Below are 17,458 nucleotides of genomic sequence, written 5' to 3' on the forward strand. Positions count from 1 at the left end.
TGGGGATCGTTCGCCTTCCCTCCGACAGACGCGATGTCACGCGCCGGAAGGCAGGCTATTGATCATGGTCGGTGCAGCTCAACGACCGTTGCGCCATGTGGGGGGAGCGCGAAGGGGCGACGGCGCCGGGCCTCCGCGCCCCCCGGTGCGGCCGTCGGCTCAGCGGATGGTCACGGTCGTGGACGGGGAGGTCCAGTTGCCGGCCATCACGCGCAGCTCTTCCTTGCCCTTGGTCTTGAAGGTGTTGTCGAAGGAGAAGCTGGAGCCCTGCTTGATGAGGGTGTTGGCGTGGAGGGTGGTCCACTTGGAGCCGTTCTTGTGCTGGAGGACCACCTTCGTACCGATGGGCAGGCCCTTGGAGCGGCCGGTGAAGGTGACCTTCTCACCGGCCTTCACCTCGGTCGGCGCGGCCTTGAGGCTGATCTCTCCGGCCGGTGAAGGAGCCTGCGTCGCCGCGGCGGCGGACGTGGTCGCACTCGCGATCACGGTCGCGAGCCCTCCACCCGTCAGCAGGGCCGTGGACAGGGCACCGGAGGCGAGGAAGCGAGCGATACGACGTGGTGTGGCCATCTGGTCGGACTCCCGTCTGGAACGGATTCACGTTCCCCCACGCGGTTCGAACCGCTCCGATGCTAGCTGCGGCCCCTCCGGACGGGCGACTTGATCATGGGAAAGCCCTGTTCACAGCCCCGATCAAGGTACGTGAGTGTGGCGGATTCAAAAGTGTATCGGTTGCACTTTTGTATCCGTTGTGCTCTTCTGGAGTGCATGAACGCTTCCACCCCGCCCCGTATCGCGATCATCGGCGCCGGTCCCGGCGGCCTGGTCTGCGCCCGCATCCTGCAGCGTCACGGCATCTGCGCCACCGTCTACGACCGGGACGCCTCCCGCTCCGCGCGCGACCAGGGCGGCACCCTCGACATGCACCCCGAATCCGGCCTGAAGGCTCTGCGGGAGGCCGGACTGTTCGACGAGTTCACGGCGTTGGCCCGCCCCGAGGGCCGGCAGATGCGCCTGGTCGGCCGGGACGGACGCGTCCTGTTCGACACGACCCCGCCCGCGGCGGACGGCGGGACCGGCACCGGCGGCGGCACCGGCCCCGACGCCGGCAACCCCGAAATCGACCGGGGTCAGCTGCGCGACCTCCTGCTGGACTCGCTCCACCGCGACACGGTGCGCTGGGGCAGCAAGCTCGCGCACGTCGAGCCCCTCACGCTGGGCGTCCACCGCCTGCACTTCGCCGACGGCACCACGACCGACGCCGACCTCGTCATCGGCGCCGACGGCGCCTGGTCGACGGTCCGCCGGCGACTCTCGGACGCGACACCCGTCTACACCGGCGTCACGTTCGTCGAAACCGGCTTCGACGACGCCGACATCCGCCACCCCGAACTCGCCGCGCTCACCGCAGACGGCACGATGATGGCCCTCGACGACAACCGCGGCTTCATCGCCCAACGCAACAGCCACCGGCACGTACGCGTGTACGTCGGCATGCGAACCGGCGAGGACTGGCACCGGGACGCCGGCCTCGACCCGTCCGACGAAATCGCCGTACGCGAGGCGCTGCTCAAGGAGTTCACCGGCTGGAGCCCCGACCTCCTCCGCTTCATCACCGACACCGACACTGGCTACACCAACCGGCCCCTGTACGCCCTGCCCGTCCCTCACACCTGGACGCACACCCCCGGCCTCACCCTCCTCGGCGACGCCGCCCACCTCATGTCGCCCTTCTCCGGCATGGGCGCCAACCTCGCCATGCTCGACGGAGCCGACCTCGCCCGAGGCCTCGTCGCCGCCCCGCCGCGACCGATGAAGCCGTCCGCGCGTACGAGGAGCTCCTGCTGCCGCGTTCCGCGGCGGCCGCCGAAGGCGCGGCCGAGGGGATCGCCGGCGCCTTCGCACCCGACAGCGCCGCCCAGACCCTCGCCCACATGACCCGGCCCCACTGAAGCCGGCACGCCGCCCTGCCGTTGTTCCGAAGGCGGAATGGCGGCCTCGTGGTAGATTCGAGCGGTTCGTGCACGCACAGACGAGGGACGAAAGGGAGGTGGGGTTGATGACCGCGCACCAGGCCATTGCGCAGCGCAGCGTCCGGAGCACCCTCACGTCCCGGGCGACGGTCTGACCCGACCCATCCCGCTTCGCCGAGGGCGTGAGCTCGCGAGGCCGTCCCCGTACGAACCACCGTGGAACGGATTTCCATCCTCATGCGTACCCACAGCAACTGGATCACCCGCGCCGAGACCCGCGCCGACGCCCCGGCCGTCCGCGCCATCCACCTCGCCGCGTTCGAGACCCCGCTGGAAGCCGACCTCGTCGACGCCCTGCGCGCCGACTCCTCCTGGATCGACGGCCTGTCGATCGTCTCCGTCGGGGCCGACGGTCGGCCCGTCGGCCACGCGCTGCTCACCCGCTGCCACATCGCGGACACCCCGGCCCTGTGCCTGGCCCCCGTGGCCGTGCTGCCCGCGTACCAGAAGACCGGCGCGGGCGCAGCCGCCGTCCGCGCGGCCCTGGAGGCCGCCAAGGACAAGGGCGAGCGGTACGTCACCGTCCTCGGACACCCGGCGTACTACCCGCGGTTCGGCTTCGCCCGGGCTTCCGCCCACGGCATCGGCCTGAGCATCGAGGTACCGGACGAGGCCATGATGGCCCTCGCGCTCGACGAGGCCCACCCGCTGCCGAGCGGCACCGTCCGCTACGCGGCCCCGTTCGGGATCTGATCAGCCGACGCCGAGGTCGGTACGCATGACCGCGCGCAGCTCCTGCCCGCGGTTCCAGAGTTCCTGCAGCTCGTCGTGTATCTCCTGGAAGGAGCCGCCCGGCACCGGGCGGCCCTCTTCCAGGCGCCGCGTCCGGCCGTACAGCTCGGCCAGGGCCGCGGTCATGACGTCCAGTTCGGTCATCACCGGGGTCGAGGCGATCATCTGCGCCTCGGCGAAGGCGGCGTGGTGCGCGTGCCGGGCGCTCTCCATCGCCTGCCGGCCCTCCGGGGTGATCTCCCCCTTCTCCACCAGCCAGAGATAGTTCATCAGCTCGATCCGGTAGCGGCGGTACGCGGCGTTGGCCGCGACGTAGCACTCGCGGCGCCGGTCCTCCTCGGCGAGCTGCTGCTGGTGGAGGCGCTGGGTCCGGTCCGTCCGCTGCTGGCGCTCGAACTGCTCCGCCTGGGTGCGGGCCGTCAGGCGCTGGGAGAGGACGGGCGCCAGGAGCGTGCCGATCACGCCGACGCTGGCGGCGGCCAGCGCGATCAGAGCTGTGCCCACCATGCCTCCAGATGATCCGGGACGGTCCCGCGAGGCGGCCGGCGGCCGCCCGCGACCAATGTAACGGCCCCTGCTAGAAGGCCGAGTGGGTGAACCAGTGGGTGAGCAGCTCCTGGTCGCCGAGCAGGTCGAAGGCGTCGCTGCCGCGGTCCAGCCGACCGTAGAGGAGCAGCAGCAGATCCTCGGCGGTTCCCCGTACGCTGGCGTCCGCCGTGCGGCTCCCGGCCTCGTCGGTGATCAGCGCGAAGCCGTCCGGGCGCAGGCCGATCAGCCAGTCGCCGTCACCGTCACGGTGACCGTCGCCGTCCGTGCAGCTGAAGCGGACGGTCCGGTCGGGAGCTCGCAGGCCGGCGGTCAGCGGCGCGAAGGAGGCGGCGAACGGCAGGTTGGTGAGGAACTCGTCGATGCCGTCGACCGCCAGTGCGCGGTCGATGTGCGGGGAGATCCCGAGGGCGAGTTCGGCGTCGGCCCGGTGGACGAGGGTCTCGAAGAGCATGCGCCGGACCCAGAACCGGGCGTGCTGGTCGACGCCCCAGGCCCACATCGGTGCGTCGAGGTCGGTGACGGCGAACACCTCGGCGGCCTCCGCCGCGCTCACGGCCAGCCAGTCGGGCAGTCCCGCGGGCTCCTCCGGCAGGCGCAGGTCCACGTCACGGCTGGTCGGCGGCTGCTGGACACCCCGGCGGAGCAGTTCGGTGAACCAGCGGTGCACGCTGCCGACGTGCCGGGTGAGGTCCGCGAGGGTCCAGCCGGGGCAGGTCGGCACCGGGGCGGACAGGTCCGCCGCCTTGACGGTGGCGACGAAGCCGGCTGCTTCGGCGGCGACGGCCGCCGTGTGCTGGGCGGGGTTCATGTCTGGGCCCTTCGTCTGGTGCTGCTGCTCCGATGGAGAGGATACTTAAGAATATATATGATTGACATCCTTAAGTAGTCGCCCCTGATCAGGGCGGAATGATCCAGCGCGACTTCTGAACCCTCTCTCGACATTCGACGTTTCCTGTGTAGGGAGCCTCCCTGACGTCGTCGAACCGAGAGGGGATTCACTGTGATACGTCCGGTTGTCCAGAGCGGTCGGAGCGTGATCGAGGCCGGTGCCCCGGCGGTCTTGCCCGGACTGTCCGCACCGGCCTGCCGGAACGCCGATCCGGCCCTGTTCTTCCCGGCGTACGGCTTGCAGCTGAGCCACACCCAGATCGCGGCCGCCAAGGAACTGTGCGGCGGCTGCCCGGTCCGTGAGGAGTGCCTGGCGATGGCCGTCCGCTCGGACGAGAGCGACGGCATCTGGGGCGGCACCACACCGCTCGAACGGCGCCGGATGAGGCTGCAACTGGCGCGCATGCGCCAGGGCGCCGAGCTCGCACGGGCGGTGGTGTCGGGGGAGGAGCCGCAAGTGCTCCCGGGCCTGTGGCCCGCCGTGGTGCACAGCCTTTTCCGCATGGGATGGAACGCCGAGCGCATCGCCGCCGCCCTGGACATGACCTCCAGCCAGGTCCAGCAGGCGCGGGCGATGGCGGCTCGGTCCCAGGCGTTCCTCGCACTCATGGAGCGGCACTACCCCAAGGACTGGGCCTGACCGTCGGCGATCGTCCGGGGGCGCGTAGGCCGTCGTCCTCGTGTTCGAGGACGTGGCCGCGGAGGCCGGGTCAGCGGTTCGGCCCGCTGGGGGCGTGGGCCTCGGCGAAGTCCCAGACCAGGGTGAGGAGTTGCTCGGGGGTCTCGATCTGGGGCAAGTGCCCGGTGCGGGGGAGGAGCGCGAACGCGGCCCCGGGGATCGCCGCCGCGTACGCGCGTCCGTACGCGGCGTCCACCACCCGGTCGCTCTCGCCCCACGCGACGAGCGTCGGGTGGTCGACCTCGGCGAGGCGTCCGCGGAGGGTGGGGTCGGCCATGGCGTGCGGGCCGGAGTAGGTCTGCAGCGCGGCGCGGTTGGCGGCCATGGCCGTACGGGCGGCCTCGGGAAGGGCGGCGAAGTCCACGGCGTGCTGCGCGGGGTCGTGGAAGGCGAGCCGGGACAGTTCGGCGGGGCTGAGGGAGAAGGCGTCGGCGACGGGGTGCCCGGGGACGTCGATGCCGACCGCGTTGACCAGGATCACGCCGCCGACGCGCTCGCTGCCGAGCAGGGCCAGTTCGGCGGCGATCCAGCCGCCTATGGAGTTGCCGACGACGGTGACCCCGGTGAGGCCGAGCTCGTCGAGCAGCTGGGCGTAGGCGCGGGCGAGCAGGCGGACGTCGCCCAGCCAGTCGGGCCGGGCGGTACCGGCGAAGCCGGGGTGGAGCGGGGTGAGGACCCTGGCCGGCCGCCGTTCGGCGAGGAGTCCGGCGAAGGGGGTCACCGTCTGCGGGCCGGCGCCGCCGTGCAGGAGGAGGAAGGGGCGGCCCTGGGCGCCGCCCTGTTCGTCGACGGTGACGTCGAGGGAGCCGGCGGGGAGGGAGAGGGTGTGGACGGTGCTGGGCATGGCTGTCCTTCGGGACGTGGGCGGGACGCGTCCGGACCCGGCCCGGCCGGATCCTCCTCGGACGTCATCGCGCCTCCTGCTGAGACTGCTCGTGAGAGTGCGCTCTCACGAGAGTAGAAGGTCCACTCTCTTCGTGCAAGTGGACTCTCATGAAGAGAGTGGCCGATGGTAAAGTGGGGCCGTGGACGGAGACGGGGCGAACGGACGGCGATGACAGAGACGGACACGGGGCGCAGCAACCAGAAGAAGCGCACGCGAACGGCGATCGTCGAGGCCGCCCGCGATCTCATCGGTACCGGCGCCGAGGTGACCATGCCGGCGATCGCCCGCGCGGCCCTGGTCTCCGACGCGACCGCCTACCGCTACTTCCCCGACCTCCCGTCGCTGATCGGTGAGGCGCTGGCCGGCGTCTGGCCCGCACCGGCCGATGCGCTCCGCCCGGTCGAGGGCTCCCGGGACCCCGTCGAACGCGTCGCCTTCGCGTGCGAGTTCCTGTTGCGCGGCGTGCTGGCCCGGCAGGGGGCGGTGCGCGCGATGATCTCCGCCACCATCACGCGCCCGGAGGCGGCGTCCGGCCGCCCCGGCATCCGCTTCGGCCTCATCGACGAGGCGCTCACTCCACTGCGAGGGACCTTGGGGGCGGCGGATCCCGAGGCCTTCGCCCAGCTCAAGCGGGACCTCGCGGTGGTCGTCAGCGCGGAGGCCCTGTTCAGCCTCACCGACCTCTGCGGACTCGACTCCGACGAGGCCGTCGCCAGTGCCGTGCGTACGGCGCGGACCCTGACGGAGGCGGCGGTCCGGGCGACCGGCGAGGGGTAGCGCAGCCGTCCCGGCGGGACGGGCGGGAAAGCCGAACGGCCCCTCGGAACGTGTCGCCGCACCCGCCACCGGCCCCGGCGTGGAACCGTTTCCGCATGACTGAAGGATCGGCACCTCACCTGTCCCCGGCACGGATCACCGTCCTGGGCGTCCAACCCGGCAACCCGCCCTTCCGCATCGTCGAGATCGACGGAGAGTTCGTCGGCAGGGCGATGTCGATGACGGACGTACTGCTGATCGCCGCGGAAGTCGGGATCCCGATCCACGACCTCGACGACCTGGACGTGGTGCGCTGGGTAGGCGGCGGCAAGTTCACCTGGACCCCGCACTAGGGTCGGGTCGGTCCCCGGCGCGGGGACGGGTCTGGAGGCGGTGGAGCGGTGGGCGCACGGTACGTGACGGACCTCATCGGGGCGTTCGAGCGGTACGCGGAGCGGCCCGCGATCGGGGCCGGGCCGGCCGTCATGGAGTTCTCCGAGGTGCTGGCCGGTACCTACCGACTGGCCGGCGCCCTGGCCGAGCTGGGGGTAGGCCGCGGGGCGGGGCTGGCCTACGTGACGGACGGGAACCGGCCCGAGGCGCTGCTCGTGCGGCTCGCCGCGCACGTGCGGGGCGCGCGGCTGACCCACGTGGTCGTCGGACCGGCCACCCACGGCCTGGACTTCATGCTGCGCGACTGCGCGCCGGTGCTGGTGGTGCACGACACCCCGGTCCCGGACACGGGGGCCGCGCGCGTCGGGGCGGCGGAGCTCATGCGGCTCGCCCGCGACCGCGCGGGCGAGCCGGTCGCCGTGCAGGCCCGTGAGGACGACGTGGCGCGCGTGACGTACACGGGCGGTACGACGGGCAGGCCCAAGGGCGTGGCCTCCACGTTCGCGGCGATGGCGGGCCGGACCGACACGCGCGGCAAGGGGGGCAAGGGTGGCGGCGGGTCCGTCGAGTCGGTCTACCTGTCGGTCACCTCGCTCGCACAGCGCTCCGGAGGCCGGTGCCTGGAGCACCTGCGCGGGGGAGGCCGGGTGGAGATCCTCGACCCCTTCTCCCCGGGGGAGTTCGCCGCGGCCTGCCGACGCCTCGCGCCCGTCTCCACGTACCTGACGCCCCCGATGGTGTACCGACTGCTGGACGATCCGGAGACCGCCGGCGGCGTACCGGGGCTCGCCCAGGTGTCGTACGGCAACTCCCCCATCCACCCGGGTCGGCTGCGGCAGGCGCTCACCCGGTGGGGCGGGCGGCCGAGGTGGCGGCAGGGCTACGGGATGAACGAAGCCGGCGTGATCTGCAGGCTGTCGCCGGCCGATCACGACGCGGGGGTGAGCGACCGGCCGCACCTGCTCGGGTCCGTCGGTCGCCCCGCACCCGGTGTCGAGGTGCAGGTGCGGGACGAGGGCGGGGCGCAGGCGGAGCCGGGACGTACCGGGGAGGTGTGGGTGCGGTCCGGGATGACGATGGCCGGGTACTGGAACCAGCCCGGCCTGACGGCCGAGGTGCTGAGGGGCGGATGGCTCCGGACCGGGGACCTCGGCCACTTCGACTCCGACGGCTACCTCTACCTCGACGACCGGGCGAAGGACGTGGTGATCGTGGACGGGGTGAACATCTACTGCGGTCCGGTCGAGGCGGCCCTGACCCGGCACCCGGCGGTGACGGATGCGGCGGTGGTGGGCAGGGCCGACGATCGGACCGGCGAGGAGGTGTGCGCGTTCCTGGTGCCGTCTCCGGGCCACGCCCCCACGAGCGCGGCGGCCGACGAGGCGTGCCTGCTGGTGGCCGAGGCGCTGGCGCCGGCCCACCGGCCGACCACCGTCTTCTGGTTGACGGCCCTTCCCCTCACCGACCGGGGCAAGCCGGACAAGCGCCTGCTCCGGAAGCGGGCCGCGGGATCGGACTGACGCGTGTCACGACCGTGACGACCCTTCGCCCTCGCTCACGGTCTCGCCGTCCGCGTCCCCGTCGCCTTCGGCGCCAGACCTGACGGCCGTCATCGAGCGGACCCGGAGCCGGCTCCAGGCAGCCGAGTCCGGGGGTCCCGACGCACCGGGCCCCCAGGGGTTCATGCTGGCAGAGGCGTGGCCGAACGGCGCCGCCTTCGTCTGGGAGACCTCCGATCAGAGGCTGTGCCACGTCTCCTACGGCCTCATGTCCGAGCGGGCCTGCGCGAGCAACCCTCTGGATCCGCCCGTCAGGACGCCGACGGGGGTCAGCCCCGTGGCGACGCTCTTCACCGACGGCTGGGTGCAGCTGTTCGCCGCCGACCACGCGGAGGTGATCTCCGCGACCTGCGGCAGCGAGCCCGTGGAGGTCCGCCGGGTCGGCACGGCCGCGGGAGGCGCGCGCACGCTGTACACCGTGAGGTTCCCGGACTACACGAAGGGCAGCGTCGGGCTCCGGCTGAGCCACGACGGCACGACCGCCGAGGACCGGCTGCGGCTGGGTGACGTGGGGGAGCGCAGCTGCGAGCCGGTCGCCTGACCGCGCCGGGGTGGAAGGAGCCCGAGCACGGGGTCCGGCGCGCTCGGGATGCGGATCACGGCGTATGCCGGGATGCTGGATGCGCCAGCATTTCCAAGGAGGCCGTAATGTCGATGCTTGACAAGCTCAAGGGCATGCTCAAGGGCCATGAGGACGTGGCCCGACAAGGGGTGGACAAGGCCGGCGACGCGATCGACGCGAAGACGGGCAACAAGTACCAGAGCCAGGTCGACATGGCCCAGCAGAAGATCAACGAGCAGCTGGGAACCGACAACAAGCCGCCTCGGGACACCCCGCCGCAGCCCTGACCCCTTGGCAGGCACCCGGCACCCGGCACCCCGGCGCAGCCGCAAGCCGCCCGAGCCCCCGTACGGCCCGGCCCTCCGCGCCCGGAGCGCCGGGCCGCGCGCATGCTTTTCGGGCACGCGGTGCGCCAGCGGACGCCGCGGGTGTCAGGCGGACCGGGCTCCGGAGCCGGAACCTCGGCCGCCGGTCAGGTTGCGGCCGAGGAGGGGGAGCAGCTGGTCCCAGTGGCGCTGCGCCGCGGAGGCGTCGAAGGCGTCGGTGTCGGACATGGTGAAGCCGTGGAGGGTACCGGGATAGATCTCGATGGCGTGGCCGACGCCCGCGCCGTCCAGGGCCCGGCCCAGCTCGTCGATGCCCTCGGGCGACAAGTCGTTCTCGGCCAGCCCGAGGTGGACTTCGGCGGTGAGCTTGCCGACGAGGCGGTGCGGACTGTCGGGCGCGTCGGTGACCAGGGGGCCGGGGTGGAATCCGGCCGCGGCGGCGACCCGGTCGGGGTGGGCCGCCGCCGTACGCATCGCCAGGACGGCGCCCATGCAGTAGCCGACCACGCCGACCGGCCCGGAGCTGACCTCGGGCTGGGCGGTGAGGAACCCGAGGTAGGCGTCGGCGTCGCTCAGGGCGCGTTCGGTCGTGTGCGCCCGGATCAAGGGCATCAGCTCGGCGAAGACCGCGGGCCGCATCTCCGTCGTGATGTGCCCGGGAAGTTCGGTCACCGGTGCCGGGCCGTGCCGGTAATAGAGGTTGGGGACGAGCACGTAGTACCCGTGCCCGGCCAACGCGCGCGCCTTCTCCTCCAGTTCGGGCCGCAGGCCGATGGCGTCCATGTACAGCAGCACCCCCGGGTGCCGCTCGCCGTCGTCGGGGAAGGCGGCGAAGGAGTCGGCCTGGCCGTCCGCGGTGGGTATCTGTAACGTCTTGGTGGGCATGCTGGATCTTCCTTCCTCGGATGGGTGCCAGTAGATCACTCGCCGCGGCGGCAGAGCCAGCGCCTCGTCGCCAGGGGAGGGGGAGGGACGTGCAGGTGGGTGCGTACGCGGGCACGACGGGTCGGGGGGTCCGGATGACCCGGGTGGGTGGCCGGTGGCGGGTGACCCGGCCGTGGCCCGCCCCGTTGCGCCCGTACGTGCACAGCTACGCCGGCTACTGGGAGGCTGGTACGACGCCCTACCGCGTGCGGTTGGTCCCCACGGGCCGGGCGGTCGTGGTGATCAGCCTGGGGGAGCCGTTCACCCAGGTGCGCCGCCTCGGGGACCCGGGCCCGAGCACCCAGGTGACCGGTTCGCTCGTCGCGGGTCTGGAGGACGGACCCCGGGTGTGTGACCATCCGGGCGGGCAGGAGGCGATCCGGCTCGAACTGACCCCGCTGGGCGCCTACCGGCTGTTCGCCTTGCCGATGAGCGAGCTGACCAACCGGGTGGTCGGGCTGGACGACGTCCTCGGGCCGGAGGCCGGCCTGCTGGCGGAGCGGCTGGCGGGTACCGCCGACTGGGGAGCACGCTTCGACCTGCTGGACGTCGCGTTATGGGCCCGGATCGAGAGCGGCCCGGTGGCAGCGCCGGAGGTGAGTCACGCCTGGCGACTGCTGGTCCGCGCCGGCGGGACGATCCCGGTCGCCGGGATCGCGGCCGAAGTGGGCTGGAGCCAGGGCCACTTGGTGCGCCGCTTCACCGAACAGGTAGGTCTGACGCCCAAGATGTCCGCCCGCGTACTGCGTTTCCACCGGGCCATGAGGCTGCTCACGCGTGAGGGCTCGAACCTGGCCGAGGTGACGGCGGCCTGCGGCTTCTACGACCAGGCGCACCTCAACCGGGAGTTCCGCGCGCTGGCGGAGACCACTCCGGGCCGGATCGCCGCCGCCCGCGTGACGGAGGGGGCGCTCGCCCTGTGAGGGCCGGGGTCAAATTTGTCCAAGCCAGGGCGTGTGCGCGTCGCTAGTGTCTCGGTTCGTAGTTGATCAGGCACCCGAGCCCGGGAAGCGCTCCGGCCGCGCGCGGACGAGGTCTTCGGCCGGCGGCCCGGGGCGGAGCCGGGCAGGGGTGACCTGGCCCGGACTTGGGGAGCATTCGATGGAAGACCTGCTGCGCATCCTGGTGGCCGGCGCGCTGAGCGGCGGATTGATCGGTCTGGCGGGAGCCCTCGGCCGAAACCGCCGCAGGCGCCGGGAGAACGGCGGATCCGACCACCGCTGACCCGGCGCGGCCGGACGCCGACGACGGCGAGGGTGCCGCCGACCGGCTCGCGCCTCACCGACTGCGAGGAGGCGGCCGACCGCCCGGATGTCGCCGAGCACGGGGGTGTCGGCGACATCCGGCGTCAGCGTCCGGCGTCAGTTCTTCACGTGGGTGCCCGTCAGTTCTTCTCGTACGTGCCGAAGATGTCGACGATCAGGTCGGTCGGCTCCCAGCCCCGGTTCCAGATGTCGACGACACCGCTGGTGCCGGTGCTCGCCTGGACCAGGTTGGAGACGGTGGCGCCCTTCGTCCAGTTCAGGACGGAGGAGTCCGGAGGGGTCGGCCGGACCGCCTTGCCGGCGATGCGGTCGGCGACGGTGCTGGGGTCCGGGGCGACCGCGAGGTGTCCGCTGCCCTGCGTGTTGGTCACCGTGAGGTTGAGGACGACGGCCTCCAGCGCCCTGCCGCTCGTCCACATGGTCTCGTAGTGGTAGTCCTGGCCGGCGAGCGGCCAGGTGCCGGTCCGCGAGTCGAACCTGCGCTCGGGCTCCATCGGCAGGTAGGCGGCCTTGCCGTCGGCGCTGTAGTAGCCGGTGACGTCCACGATCACATCGGCCGGGTCCCAGGCGCCGTTGCGGATGTTGATCTTGCCGTCCGGTCCGACCGGCACGATCACCGCGTTGGCGACCGTCTGGCCCGCGGTGAAGTTCACGCTCGACGTGGACGGCGCCTGCTGACCGCTCGGGAACGCGGTCAGGTGGCCGGAGCCCTTGGGTCCGGTGGCGGTGATGTTGAGGGCCACGGCCGTGACGCCGGCGGCGGGCAGCCCGCCCTGGCCGGCCACTTGGACGCCGAAGGTGGTCCGACCGGCGACCGGGCCCGCGGCCGCGCCCAGTCCGGTGCGGGTGTCGACGAGCCGGGACGGCTTGACCGAGGTGTATCCGCTCGCGGCGGAGCGGGTGAAGTAGCCCGTCACGTCGGCGATCAGGTCCACCGGGCCCTCGCTGCGGTTGGCCAGCTCGACGTACCCGTCCTCGCCGACCGGAACGATCGCCAGGTTCGGTACGGTCTGCCCCGCCACGAAGTTGACGTTCGAGGTGGCCGGCTGCTTCGTGCCGGAGGCGTAGGCGATCACGTGCCCGCCCGAGGAGGCGTTGGTGGCGGTGATGTTCAGGGCCACGGCGGTCACGCCGGCCGGGATGCCGCCGTTGCCCGCGATCTTCACCCGGGTGGTGGTGTACGGGGCGACGGGCCGGCCGGCCGGGGCGCCGGTACCGGTGCCGTCGCGGGTGTCGAGCAGTCGGGTGGGCGTGTGCGGGGTGAACTCGGAGCCGTCCAGGACGATGTCCTGGGTGGTGGTCGCGCTCACCTTGTGGTAGGTGTCGGTGGCCGTGATCGTGATCTTGTGGGCGCCGACTTCGGCGTACCTGTGGTTCACGTACACGTTGGTGCCGGCCGGGCCGTACTCGCGGTCGATGGTGCCGTCGCCCCAGTCGATGTCGTAGGCGACGAAGCTGTTGGTGAGGTCGGTGCTGGCGGATGTAGCCAGTCCCACGCTGTGCGCGTTGGAGTTGACCGCGCCCATGAACACGTCGAAGTACTCGCCCTGCCGCGCGCCTGCCGACGCGGCGGATCGGGCCGTCGCGTCGGCCTTGGCCTTCGCCTGCTGCGCGGCGAGGTCCCTGACGGCGGCGTCCTTCGCGGAACCGGCAGCGGGGGCCGGTGAGGTGGCGGTCGCGGCCCGGCCGGGGTCGGCGGACGGTCCGGCTGCCTGGGCCGTGACGGGTACGAAGCCGACGGCTGCCGCGGCGACGGCGGCGGAGATCATGACGCGGTGACGGTACACCGGCCCCCCAATTTGTTGAATCAGTTCAAAAAGTCATGATCAGATTACATGAGGCCGGAGGGCCCTTCCTTGGGCAGGGGCAGCCATTCGGGGCGGTCGAGGAAGGCGAGTACGGCCCGCTTCTCGGGGAGGTGGACCTCCGGCAGGTCGATCTCGGGCAGCGTGATCTCGCCCTGCCGCACGAAACCGATCCGGCCCAGCAGGGCGATCGCCTTCTCGTTGCGGGCGTCGGGCTCGCCCACCGCGCGCAGGACGGCCGGGTCGCGGAAGGTGAAGCGGAGGAGCGAGGTGATGAGGGTCCGGCTGAAGCCGGGGCGGGGCCGGCCGGAGATCGGCGCGAGCATGAGGTGGACGCCGATGTCACCCTCCCGCACCTCGTAGCACTCGCTGACCCGGTCCTCCTCCGGCTGGTACGTCTGGAAGAGCGCCACCGGCTCGTCGTCGAGCCGGACCATGTACGCGTGATGGGTGTCCCGGCGGTCCACGTCCTCGTAGATCTCCCGCACCAGCTCCCGGCTGGCTCCGTTCATGCCCCAGAATTCGGCACGCTCCTCGGCGACCCAGGCGTGCAGCACGGCGGAGTCCGCGGCCGGGTCGACGGGGGTGAAGCGGACGGTGCCGAAGTCCTCGACCGTGTCGGTGAAGACGTCCGCGCGCGGGGTGGTGGTGAGGACGGTGGACTCGGGTCTCATGCGGTCTCGGTTCCTTCGTGACGGCGGGTCCGGTCGGCGACGGGCGTGCCGGCCCCACGAGATCATTAGGTTAGGCTGGCCTAACTATAGATCCTGATTGGCTTGATCTGGTACGCGGTGGTCGCGAAATGGCGTCGAAGCGCGCCCGGCTCCGCTCGATCAGGCCGCCGGCCGGTCGTGTCGCCGCCGCATCGGTCTCCTGTGTGTCCCACAGGCCCCGCGCGAGTTACTGCCGCGTCGGGAGGATCGACGCGCGCCGCCTCCGCCGGCGGGAACATGGCCGAACTCCTTCGAAATCCGACTGCCGTTCGTCTGGCGTATCCACCGCCGTCACGTCAGGCTCCCTCTCCGGTAGCCCCGGCACGTTGTCCTGGGTGCGCTCAAGCACTCCTCGATCAAAAGCAGAGGTCACTCTCGCCATGGCAGAACTGAACCGCCGCCGCTTTCTCCAGCTCACCGGCGGCGCCGCCGCCCTGACCCTGCTCAACGAGAGCATCGCGCGCGCCGCCGCCATCCCCGCGCAGGGGACGACCGGGACGATCGCGGACGTCGAGCACGTCGTGGTCCTGATGCAGGAGAACCGTTCCTTCGACCACTACTTCGGCGCGCTCCGCGGCATCCGCGGCTTCGGCGACCCGCGGCCGGTGACCCTGCCCAGCGGCAAGTCCGTCTGGCACCAGAGCGACAATGCCGGCAAGGAGACGCTGCCCTTCCGGCCGCCGTCGGACGACCTCGGCATGGAGTACCTCCAGGGCCTCAACCACGACTGGGCCGGCGGCCAGAGCGCCTTCAACAAGGGCAAGTACGACAATTGGGTGCCCGCCAAGACGCCGGCCACCATGGCCCACCTGACGCGCGAGGACATCCCGTTCCACTACGCGCTCGCCGACGCCTTCACCATCTGCGACGCCTACCACTGCTCGTTCATCGGCTCGACCGACCCGAACCGCTACTACCTCTGGTCCGGCCACACCGGCAACGACGGCAAGGGCGGCGGCCCGGTCCTCAACAACGCCGAGGCCGGCTACAGCTGGACCACCTACCCCGAGCGCCTGGAAGCGGCCGGCGTCTCCTGGAAGGTCTACCAGGACATCGGCGACGGCCTCGACGCCGCCGGTTCCTGGGGCTGGATCAATGACGCCTTCCGCGGCAACTACGGCGACAACTCGCTGCTGTACTTCAACAACTACCGCGGCGCCCAGCCCGGCAATCCGCTGTACGAGAAGGCCCGCACGGGCACCAACGCCAAGGCGGGCGAGGGCTACTTCGACAAGCTGCGCGCGGACGTCACCGCCGGCACGCTGCCCCAGGTCTCCTGGATCGCCGCGCCCGAGGCCTTCAGCGAGCACTCCAACTGGCCGGCCAACTTCGGCGCCTGGTACATCGCGCAGGTCCTGGACGCGCTGACGTCCAACCCCGACGTGTGGGCCCGGACCGCGCTGTTCATCACGTACGACGAGAACGACGGCTTCTTCGACCACGTCGTGCCGCCGTACGCCCCCGCCGACGCCAACCAGGGCCTGTCGACCGTGTCCACCACGCTCGACGTCTTCCCCGGCAAGGCCGGCTACGTCGCCGGACCGTACGGTCTGGGCCCGCGCGTCCCGATGCTCGTCGTCTCGCCGTGGAGCACCGGCGGCTACTCCTGCTCCGAGACCTTCGACCACACCTCGGTCATCCGCTTCATGGAGAAGCGCTTCGGCGTGCAGGAGCCCAACATCTCGCCGTGGCGCCGCGCCGTCTGCGGTGACCTGACCTCGGCCTTCGACTTCGCGCGCACGGACACCAACGCGGTCCGGCTGCCCGACACCGGTCCGTGGGAACCGCAGGACCGCGAGCGCCACCCCAACTTCCTGGCCACCCCGCCGGCCGTGGGGGCCATGCCGCGCCAGGAGAAGGGCCTGTGCAACACCCGTCCGCTGAAGTACGCCCCGTACGTGGACGGCGCCGCACTCACCGGCGAGGGCAAGTTCCGGCTGACGTTCAGCGGCGGCCCGGACCTGGGTGCGCAGTTCTACGTCACCTCCGCCAACCGGACCGACGCCCCCTGGACGTACACCACCGAGGCCGGCAAGTCGATCTCGGACACCTGGAACACCGTCTACTCGGCCGGCCTCACCGACCTGACCGTCCACGGTCCCAACGGCTTCCTGCGCGGCTTCCGCAACCCCGGCACCACCCCCGGCCCGGAGGTCACCGCGCGCCACAACGCCACCACGGGCAACCTGGACCTCACCCTCACCAACGCGGGTGCGTCCACCGCCACGCTCACGGTCACCAACGCGTATGGCGGCGGGCCGAAGCGCCTCACGGTCGCCAAGGGCGCCACCACCACGTACAGCGTCCCGCTGCGGAACACGCGTCGCTGGTACGACGTGACGGTCACCGCGTCCGAGTTCCCGGACTTCGGCCGCCGCTTCGCCGGCAAGGTGGAGAACGGCGCGGCCGGCCTCTCGGACCCGGGCATCCTGACGGAGCAGGGGTCCTGAGGAACCGGCCCCGACGAAGGCCCGGTCCGGCTGACGCGTCGACGCCGAGGCCGAGCTGACGCCGACCCCGATGTCGAGCTGACGCTCCGCCGCCGGCCCGAGCCCTGCTCCGCGGAACCCTCCGCGGAGCGGGGCCACCCGCGCGGCGCGCTCATGCCTCCCGGGCGGCCAGGGTGCGCGCGGCGGTCTTCTCCAGGTGCGCGCCGAACAGCGCGGCCGGGTCCTCCACGCCGAGCCGGTGGAGGGCGACCATCGCCGTCACCAGTACGTCGCACACCTCCGCCTCCACGTCCTGCCACGAGTGGGACCGGCCCTTGCGGGGATTGGTGCCGGTGGCGCCGATGACGGCCTGGGCGGCCTCGCCGAACTCCTCCCCGATCTTGAGCACTTGCAGGATCCGGCGCTGCTCGGCGGGGACATGGGCGGTGGCCTCGTCCAGGAAGGCGGCGAGCTCCCCGGTGACGGCCCAGGCGTTCTTCTCCACGGTGGTTCCCCTTCGTCCGGCTGGTGTCGCTTCTCAGTGCCAAGAACGAACGGGACGGCGTTCCGGATGCTCTGCCGGAACCGTGGTGCACCTCACGGCGGGACCGACCCGGTGCGCCCGCGCTCGTCCCCCCGCGCCCGCCAGGAAGAAGCGGCCCGCCAGGCCCAGGGCCGCCTCGACCTCCGCGGGCGCGGACTACGGGTCCGGTCCGAAGAAGGCGGGCGGACCGTCCACGACCATGCTCACCCACCAGGCGAGGGCCCCGTTGAACGCGAGGGCCGGCCAGGACAGGACCCGCACGGCCTGTGCCGGTCCGCCGTCCGGCGGGCGCAGCAGGAGCAGGCGCCGCAGCCTCCCCGGTCCTGCGCGGGGGCGGCGCGCCGCCTCCTCGAAGCCGCGCACCGACTCGTAGCACTCGTCGAGCCTGTGGCCCGGCTCCGGGCGTCGCGCCGGT

Annotated in this window: 20 protein-coding genes; 11 read left to right on the forward strand and 9 right to left on the reverse strand. The window is 72.0% G+C overall.

Annotation, left to right across the window (positions count from 1 at the left end):
* Nucleotides 1-159: 159 nt before the first annotated feature.
* On the reverse strand, nucleotides 160-570 hold the full coding sequence (locus CP980_RS31550) for a hypothetical protein (RefSeq protein ID WP_150529675.1): 411 nt from the start codon (nucleotides 568-570) through the stop codon (nucleotides 160-162).
* 198 nt (nucleotides 571-768) lie between these two features.
* On the opposite strand from CP980_RS31550, the gene CP980_RS31555 reads away from it, so the two are divergent.
* Together CP980_RS31555 and CP980_RS31560 are read left to right on the forward strand one after the other, a co-directional pair.
* A complete protein-coding gene (locus CP980_RS31555) occupies nucleotides 769-1,938 on the forward strand; it encodes an FAD-dependent oxidoreductase (protein WP_341874209.1) in 1,170 nt (389 codons plus the stop codon).
* A 272-nt stretch (nucleotides 1,939-2,210) separates the two neighbouring features.
* Entirely contained in the window at nucleotides 2,211-2,726 is a 516-nt protein-coding gene (locus CP980_RS31560) for a GNAT family N-acetyltransferase (RefSeq protein WP_150529676.1), read from the forward strand.
* On the opposite strand, the gene CP980_RS31565 is transcribed toward CP980_RS31560, so the two are convergent.
* Nucleotides 2,727-3,272 (reverse strand): hypothetical protein, encoded by a 546-nt coding sequence (locus tag CP980_RS31565; protein WP_150529677.1) that lies wholly within the window; start codon nucleotides 3,270-3,272, stop codon nucleotides 2,727-2,729. It lies immediately after the preceding gene.
* A 70-nt stretch (nucleotides 3,273-3,342) separates the two neighbouring features.
* Complete coding sequence (locus tag CP980_RS31570; protein ID WP_150529678.1) at nucleotides 3,343-4,122, reverse strand: maleylpyruvate isomerase family mycothiol-dependent enzyme; 780 nt, start codon at nucleotides 4,120-4,122, stop codon at nucleotides 3,343-3,345.
* Between the two features lie 192 nt (nucleotides 4,123-4,314).
* Between CP980_RS31570 and CP980_RS31575 the strand changes: the two genes are divergently transcribed.
* Nucleotides 4,315-4,842 (forward strand): WhiB family transcriptional regulator, encoded by a 528-nt coding sequence (locus tag CP980_RS31575; RefSeq protein WP_229907024.1) that lies wholly within the window; start codon nucleotides 4,315-4,317, stop codon nucleotides 4,840-4,842.
* 70 nt (nucleotides 4,843-4,912) lie between these two features.
* On the opposite strand, the gene CP980_RS31580 is transcribed toward CP980_RS31575, so the two are convergent.
* A complete protein-coding gene (locus CP980_RS31580; protein ID WP_150529679.1) occupies nucleotides 4,913-5,725 on the reverse strand; it encodes an alpha/beta fold hydrolase in 813 nt (270 codons plus the stop codon).
* Nucleotides 5,726-5,935: 210 nt separating this feature from the next.
* Here CP980_RS31580 and CP980_RS31585 point away from each other — a divergent pair, with 210 nt between their 5' ends.
* The 5 genes from CP980_RS31585 to CP980_RS31605 all read left to right on the forward strand — a co-directional run bounded on the left by CP980_RS31585 (nucleotide 5,936) and on the right by CP980_RS31605 (nucleotide 9,324).
* On the forward strand, nucleotides 5,936-6,544 hold the full coding sequence (locus tag CP980_RS31585) for a TetR/AcrR family transcriptional regulator (RefSeq protein WP_150529680.1): 609 nt from the start codon (nucleotides 5,936-5,938) through the stop codon (nucleotides 6,542-6,544).
* 95 nt (nucleotides 6,545-6,639) lie between these two features.
* The gene (locus tag CP980_RS31590) at nucleotides 6,640-6,876 is read left to right on the forward strand and encodes a hypothetical protein (protein ID WP_099888113.1); all 237 of its coding nucleotides are present in this window, start codon (nucleotides 6,640-6,642) and stop codon (nucleotides 6,874-6,876) included.
* A gap of 48 nt (nucleotides 6,877-6,924) precedes the next feature.
* Complete coding sequence (locus CP980_RS31595; protein WP_150529681.1) at nucleotides 6,925-8,436, forward strand: class I adenylate-forming enzyme family protein; 1,512 nt, start codon at nucleotides 6,925-6,927, stop codon at nucleotides 8,434-8,436.
* Nucleotides 8,437-8,599: 163 nt separating this feature from the next.
* Nucleotides 8,600-9,016, forward strand: coding sequence for a hypothetical protein (locus CP980_RS31600; protein WP_150529682.1), 417 nt, complete (start codon nucleotides 8,600-8,602; stop codon nucleotides 9,014-9,016).
* A 107-nt stretch (nucleotides 9,017-9,123) separates the two neighbouring features.
* Nucleotides 9,124-9,324, forward strand: coding sequence for an antitoxin (locus CP980_RS31605; protein WP_150529683.1), 201 nt, complete (start codon nucleotides 9,124-9,126; stop codon nucleotides 9,322-9,324).
* A gap of 144 nt (nucleotides 9,325-9,468) precedes the next feature.
* On the opposite strand, the gene CP980_RS31610 is transcribed toward CP980_RS31605, so the two are convergent.
* The gene (locus CP980_RS31610) at nucleotides 9,469-10,248 is read right to left on the reverse strand and encodes a dienelactone hydrolase family protein (RefSeq protein ID WP_150529684.1); all 780 of its coding nucleotides are present in this window, start codon (nucleotides 10,246-10,248) and stop codon (nucleotides 9,469-9,471) included.
* A gap of 134 nt (nucleotides 10,249-10,382) precedes the next feature.
* On the opposite strand from CP980_RS31610, the gene CP980_RS31615 reads away from it, so the two are divergent.
* Nucleotides 10,383-11,210: a helix-turn-helix domain-containing protein gene (locus CP980_RS31615; protein WP_229907025.1), complete on the forward strand. Its 828-nt coding sequence runs from the start codon at nucleotides 10,383-10,385 to the stop codon at nucleotides 11,208-11,210.
* A gap of 178 nt (nucleotides 11,211-11,388) precedes the next feature.
* A complete protein-coding gene (locus CP980_RS36445) occupies nucleotides 11,389-11,511 on the forward strand; it encodes a hypothetical protein (RefSeq protein WP_260145634.1) in 123 nt (40 codons plus the stop codon).
* A 160-nt stretch (nucleotides 11,512-11,671) separates the two neighbouring features.
* On the opposite strand, the gene CP980_RS31620 is transcribed toward CP980_RS36445, so the two are convergent.
* The gene (locus CP980_RS31620; protein ID WP_150529686.1) at nucleotides 11,672-13,321 is read right to left on the reverse strand and encodes a PKD domain-containing protein; all 1,650 of its coding nucleotides are present in this window, start codon (nucleotides 13,319-13,321) and stop codon (nucleotides 11,672-11,674) included.
* Nucleotides 13,322-13,383: 62 nt separating this feature from the next.
* The gene (locus tag CP980_RS31625) at nucleotides 13,384-14,031 is read right to left on the reverse strand and encodes a GNAT family N-acetyltransferase (RefSeq protein ID WP_150529687.1); all 648 of its coding nucleotides are present in this window, start codon (nucleotides 14,029-14,031) and stop codon (nucleotides 13,384-13,386) included.
* Nucleotides 14,032-14,450: 419 nt separating this feature from the next.
* Here CP980_RS31625 and CP980_RS31630 point away from each other — a divergent pair, with 419 nt between their 5' ends.
* On the forward strand, nucleotides 14,451-16,520 hold the full coding sequence (locus CP980_RS31630) for a phosphocholine-specific phospholipase C (RefSeq protein ID WP_132760084.1): 2,070 nt from the start codon (nucleotides 14,451-14,453) through the stop codon (nucleotides 16,518-16,520).
* Between the two features lie 151 nt (nucleotides 16,521-16,671).
* Here the strand turns inward: CP980_RS31630 and CP980_RS31635 are convergent, their stop codons facing one another.
* A complete protein-coding gene (locus CP980_RS31635; protein WP_099888103.1) occupies nucleotides 16,672-17,004 on the reverse strand; it encodes a MazG-like family protein in 333 nt (110 codons plus the stop codon).
* 195 nt (nucleotides 17,005-17,199) lie between these two features.
* Nucleotides 17,200-17,406 (reverse strand): hypothetical protein, encoded by a 207-nt coding sequence (locus CP980_RS31640; RefSeq protein WP_150529688.1) that lies wholly within the window; start codon nucleotides 17,404-17,406, stop codon nucleotides 17,200-17,202.
* Nucleotides 17,407-17,458: the final 52 nt, after the last annotated feature.

Origin of the sequence: Streptomyces vinaceus (genome assembly GCF_008704935.1) — a bacterium.
Taxonomy (GTDB): Bacteria; Actinomycetota; Actinomycetes; order Streptomycetales; family Streptomycetaceae; genus Streptomyces; species Streptomyces vinaceus.

What these genes read in the sequence shown, in the direction of transcription:
- CP980_RS31550 (WP_150529675.1), bottom strand. Translation starts at nt 570, where the DNA reads ATGGCCACACCACGTCGTATCGCTCGCTTCCTCGCCTCCGGTGCCCTG.
- CP980_RS31555 (WP_341874209.1), top strand. Translation starts at nt 769, where the DNA reads ATGAACGCTTCCACCCCGCCCCGTATCGCGATCATCGGCGCCGGTCCC.
- CP980_RS31560 (WP_150529676.1), top strand. Translation starts at nt 2,211, where the DNA reads ATGCGTACCCACAGCAACTGGATCACCCGCGCCGAGACCCGCGCCGAC.
- CP980_RS31565 (WP_150529677.1), bottom strand. Translation starts at nt 3,272, where the DNA reads ATGGTGGGCACAGCTCTGATCGCGCTGGCCGCCGCCAGCGTCGGCGTG.
- CP980_RS31570 (WP_150529678.1), bottom strand. Translation starts at nt 4,122, where the DNA reads ATGAACCCCGCCCAGCACACGGCGGCCGTCGCCGCCGAAGCAGCCGGC.
- CP980_RS31580 (WP_150529679.1), bottom strand. Translation starts at nt 5,725, where the DNA reads ATGCCCAGCACCGTCCACACCCTCTCCCTCCCCGCCGGCTCCCTCGAC.
- CP980_RS31585 (WP_150529680.1), top strand. Translation starts at nt 5,936, where the DNA reads ATGACAGAGACGGACACGGGGCGCAGCAACCAGAAGAAGCGCACGCGA.
- CP980_RS31590 (WP_099888113.1), top strand. Translation starts at nt 6,640, where the DNA reads ATGACTGAAGGATCGGCACCTCACCTGTCCCCGGCACGGATCACCGTC.
- CP980_RS31600 (WP_150529682.1), top strand. Translation starts at nt 8,600, where the DNA reads ATGCTGGCAGAGGCGTGGCCGAACGGCGCCGCCTTCGTCTGGGAGACC.
- CP980_RS31605 (WP_150529683.1), top strand. Translation starts at nt 9,124, where the DNA reads ATGTCGATGCTTGACAAGCTCAAGGGCATGCTCAAGGGCCATGAGGAC.
- CP980_RS31610 (WP_150529684.1), bottom strand. Translation starts at nt 10,248, where the DNA reads ATGCCCACCAAGACGTTACAGATACCCACCGCGGACGGCCAGGCCGAC.
- CP980_RS31615 (WP_229907025.1), top strand. Translation starts at nt 10,383, where the DNA reads ATGACCCGGGTGGGTGGCCGGTGGCGGGTGACCCGGCCGTGGCCCGCC.
- CP980_RS36445 (WP_260145634.1), top strand. Translation starts at nt 11,389, where the DNA reads ATGGAAGACCTGCTGCGCATCCTGGTGGCCGGCGCGCTGAGCGGCGGA.
- CP980_RS31620 (WP_150529686.1), bottom strand. Translation starts at nt 13,321, where the DNA reads ATGATCTCCGCCGCCGTCGCCGCGGCAGCCGTCGGCTTCGTACCCGTC.
- CP980_RS31625 (WP_150529687.1), bottom strand. Translation starts at nt 14,031, where the DNA reads ATGAGACCCGAGTCCACCGTCCTCACCACCACCCCGCGCGCGGACGTC.
- CP980_RS31630 (WP_132760084.1), top strand. Translation starts at nt 14,451, where the DNA reads ATGGCAGAACTGAACCGCCGCCGCTTTCTCCAGCTCACCGGCGGCGCC.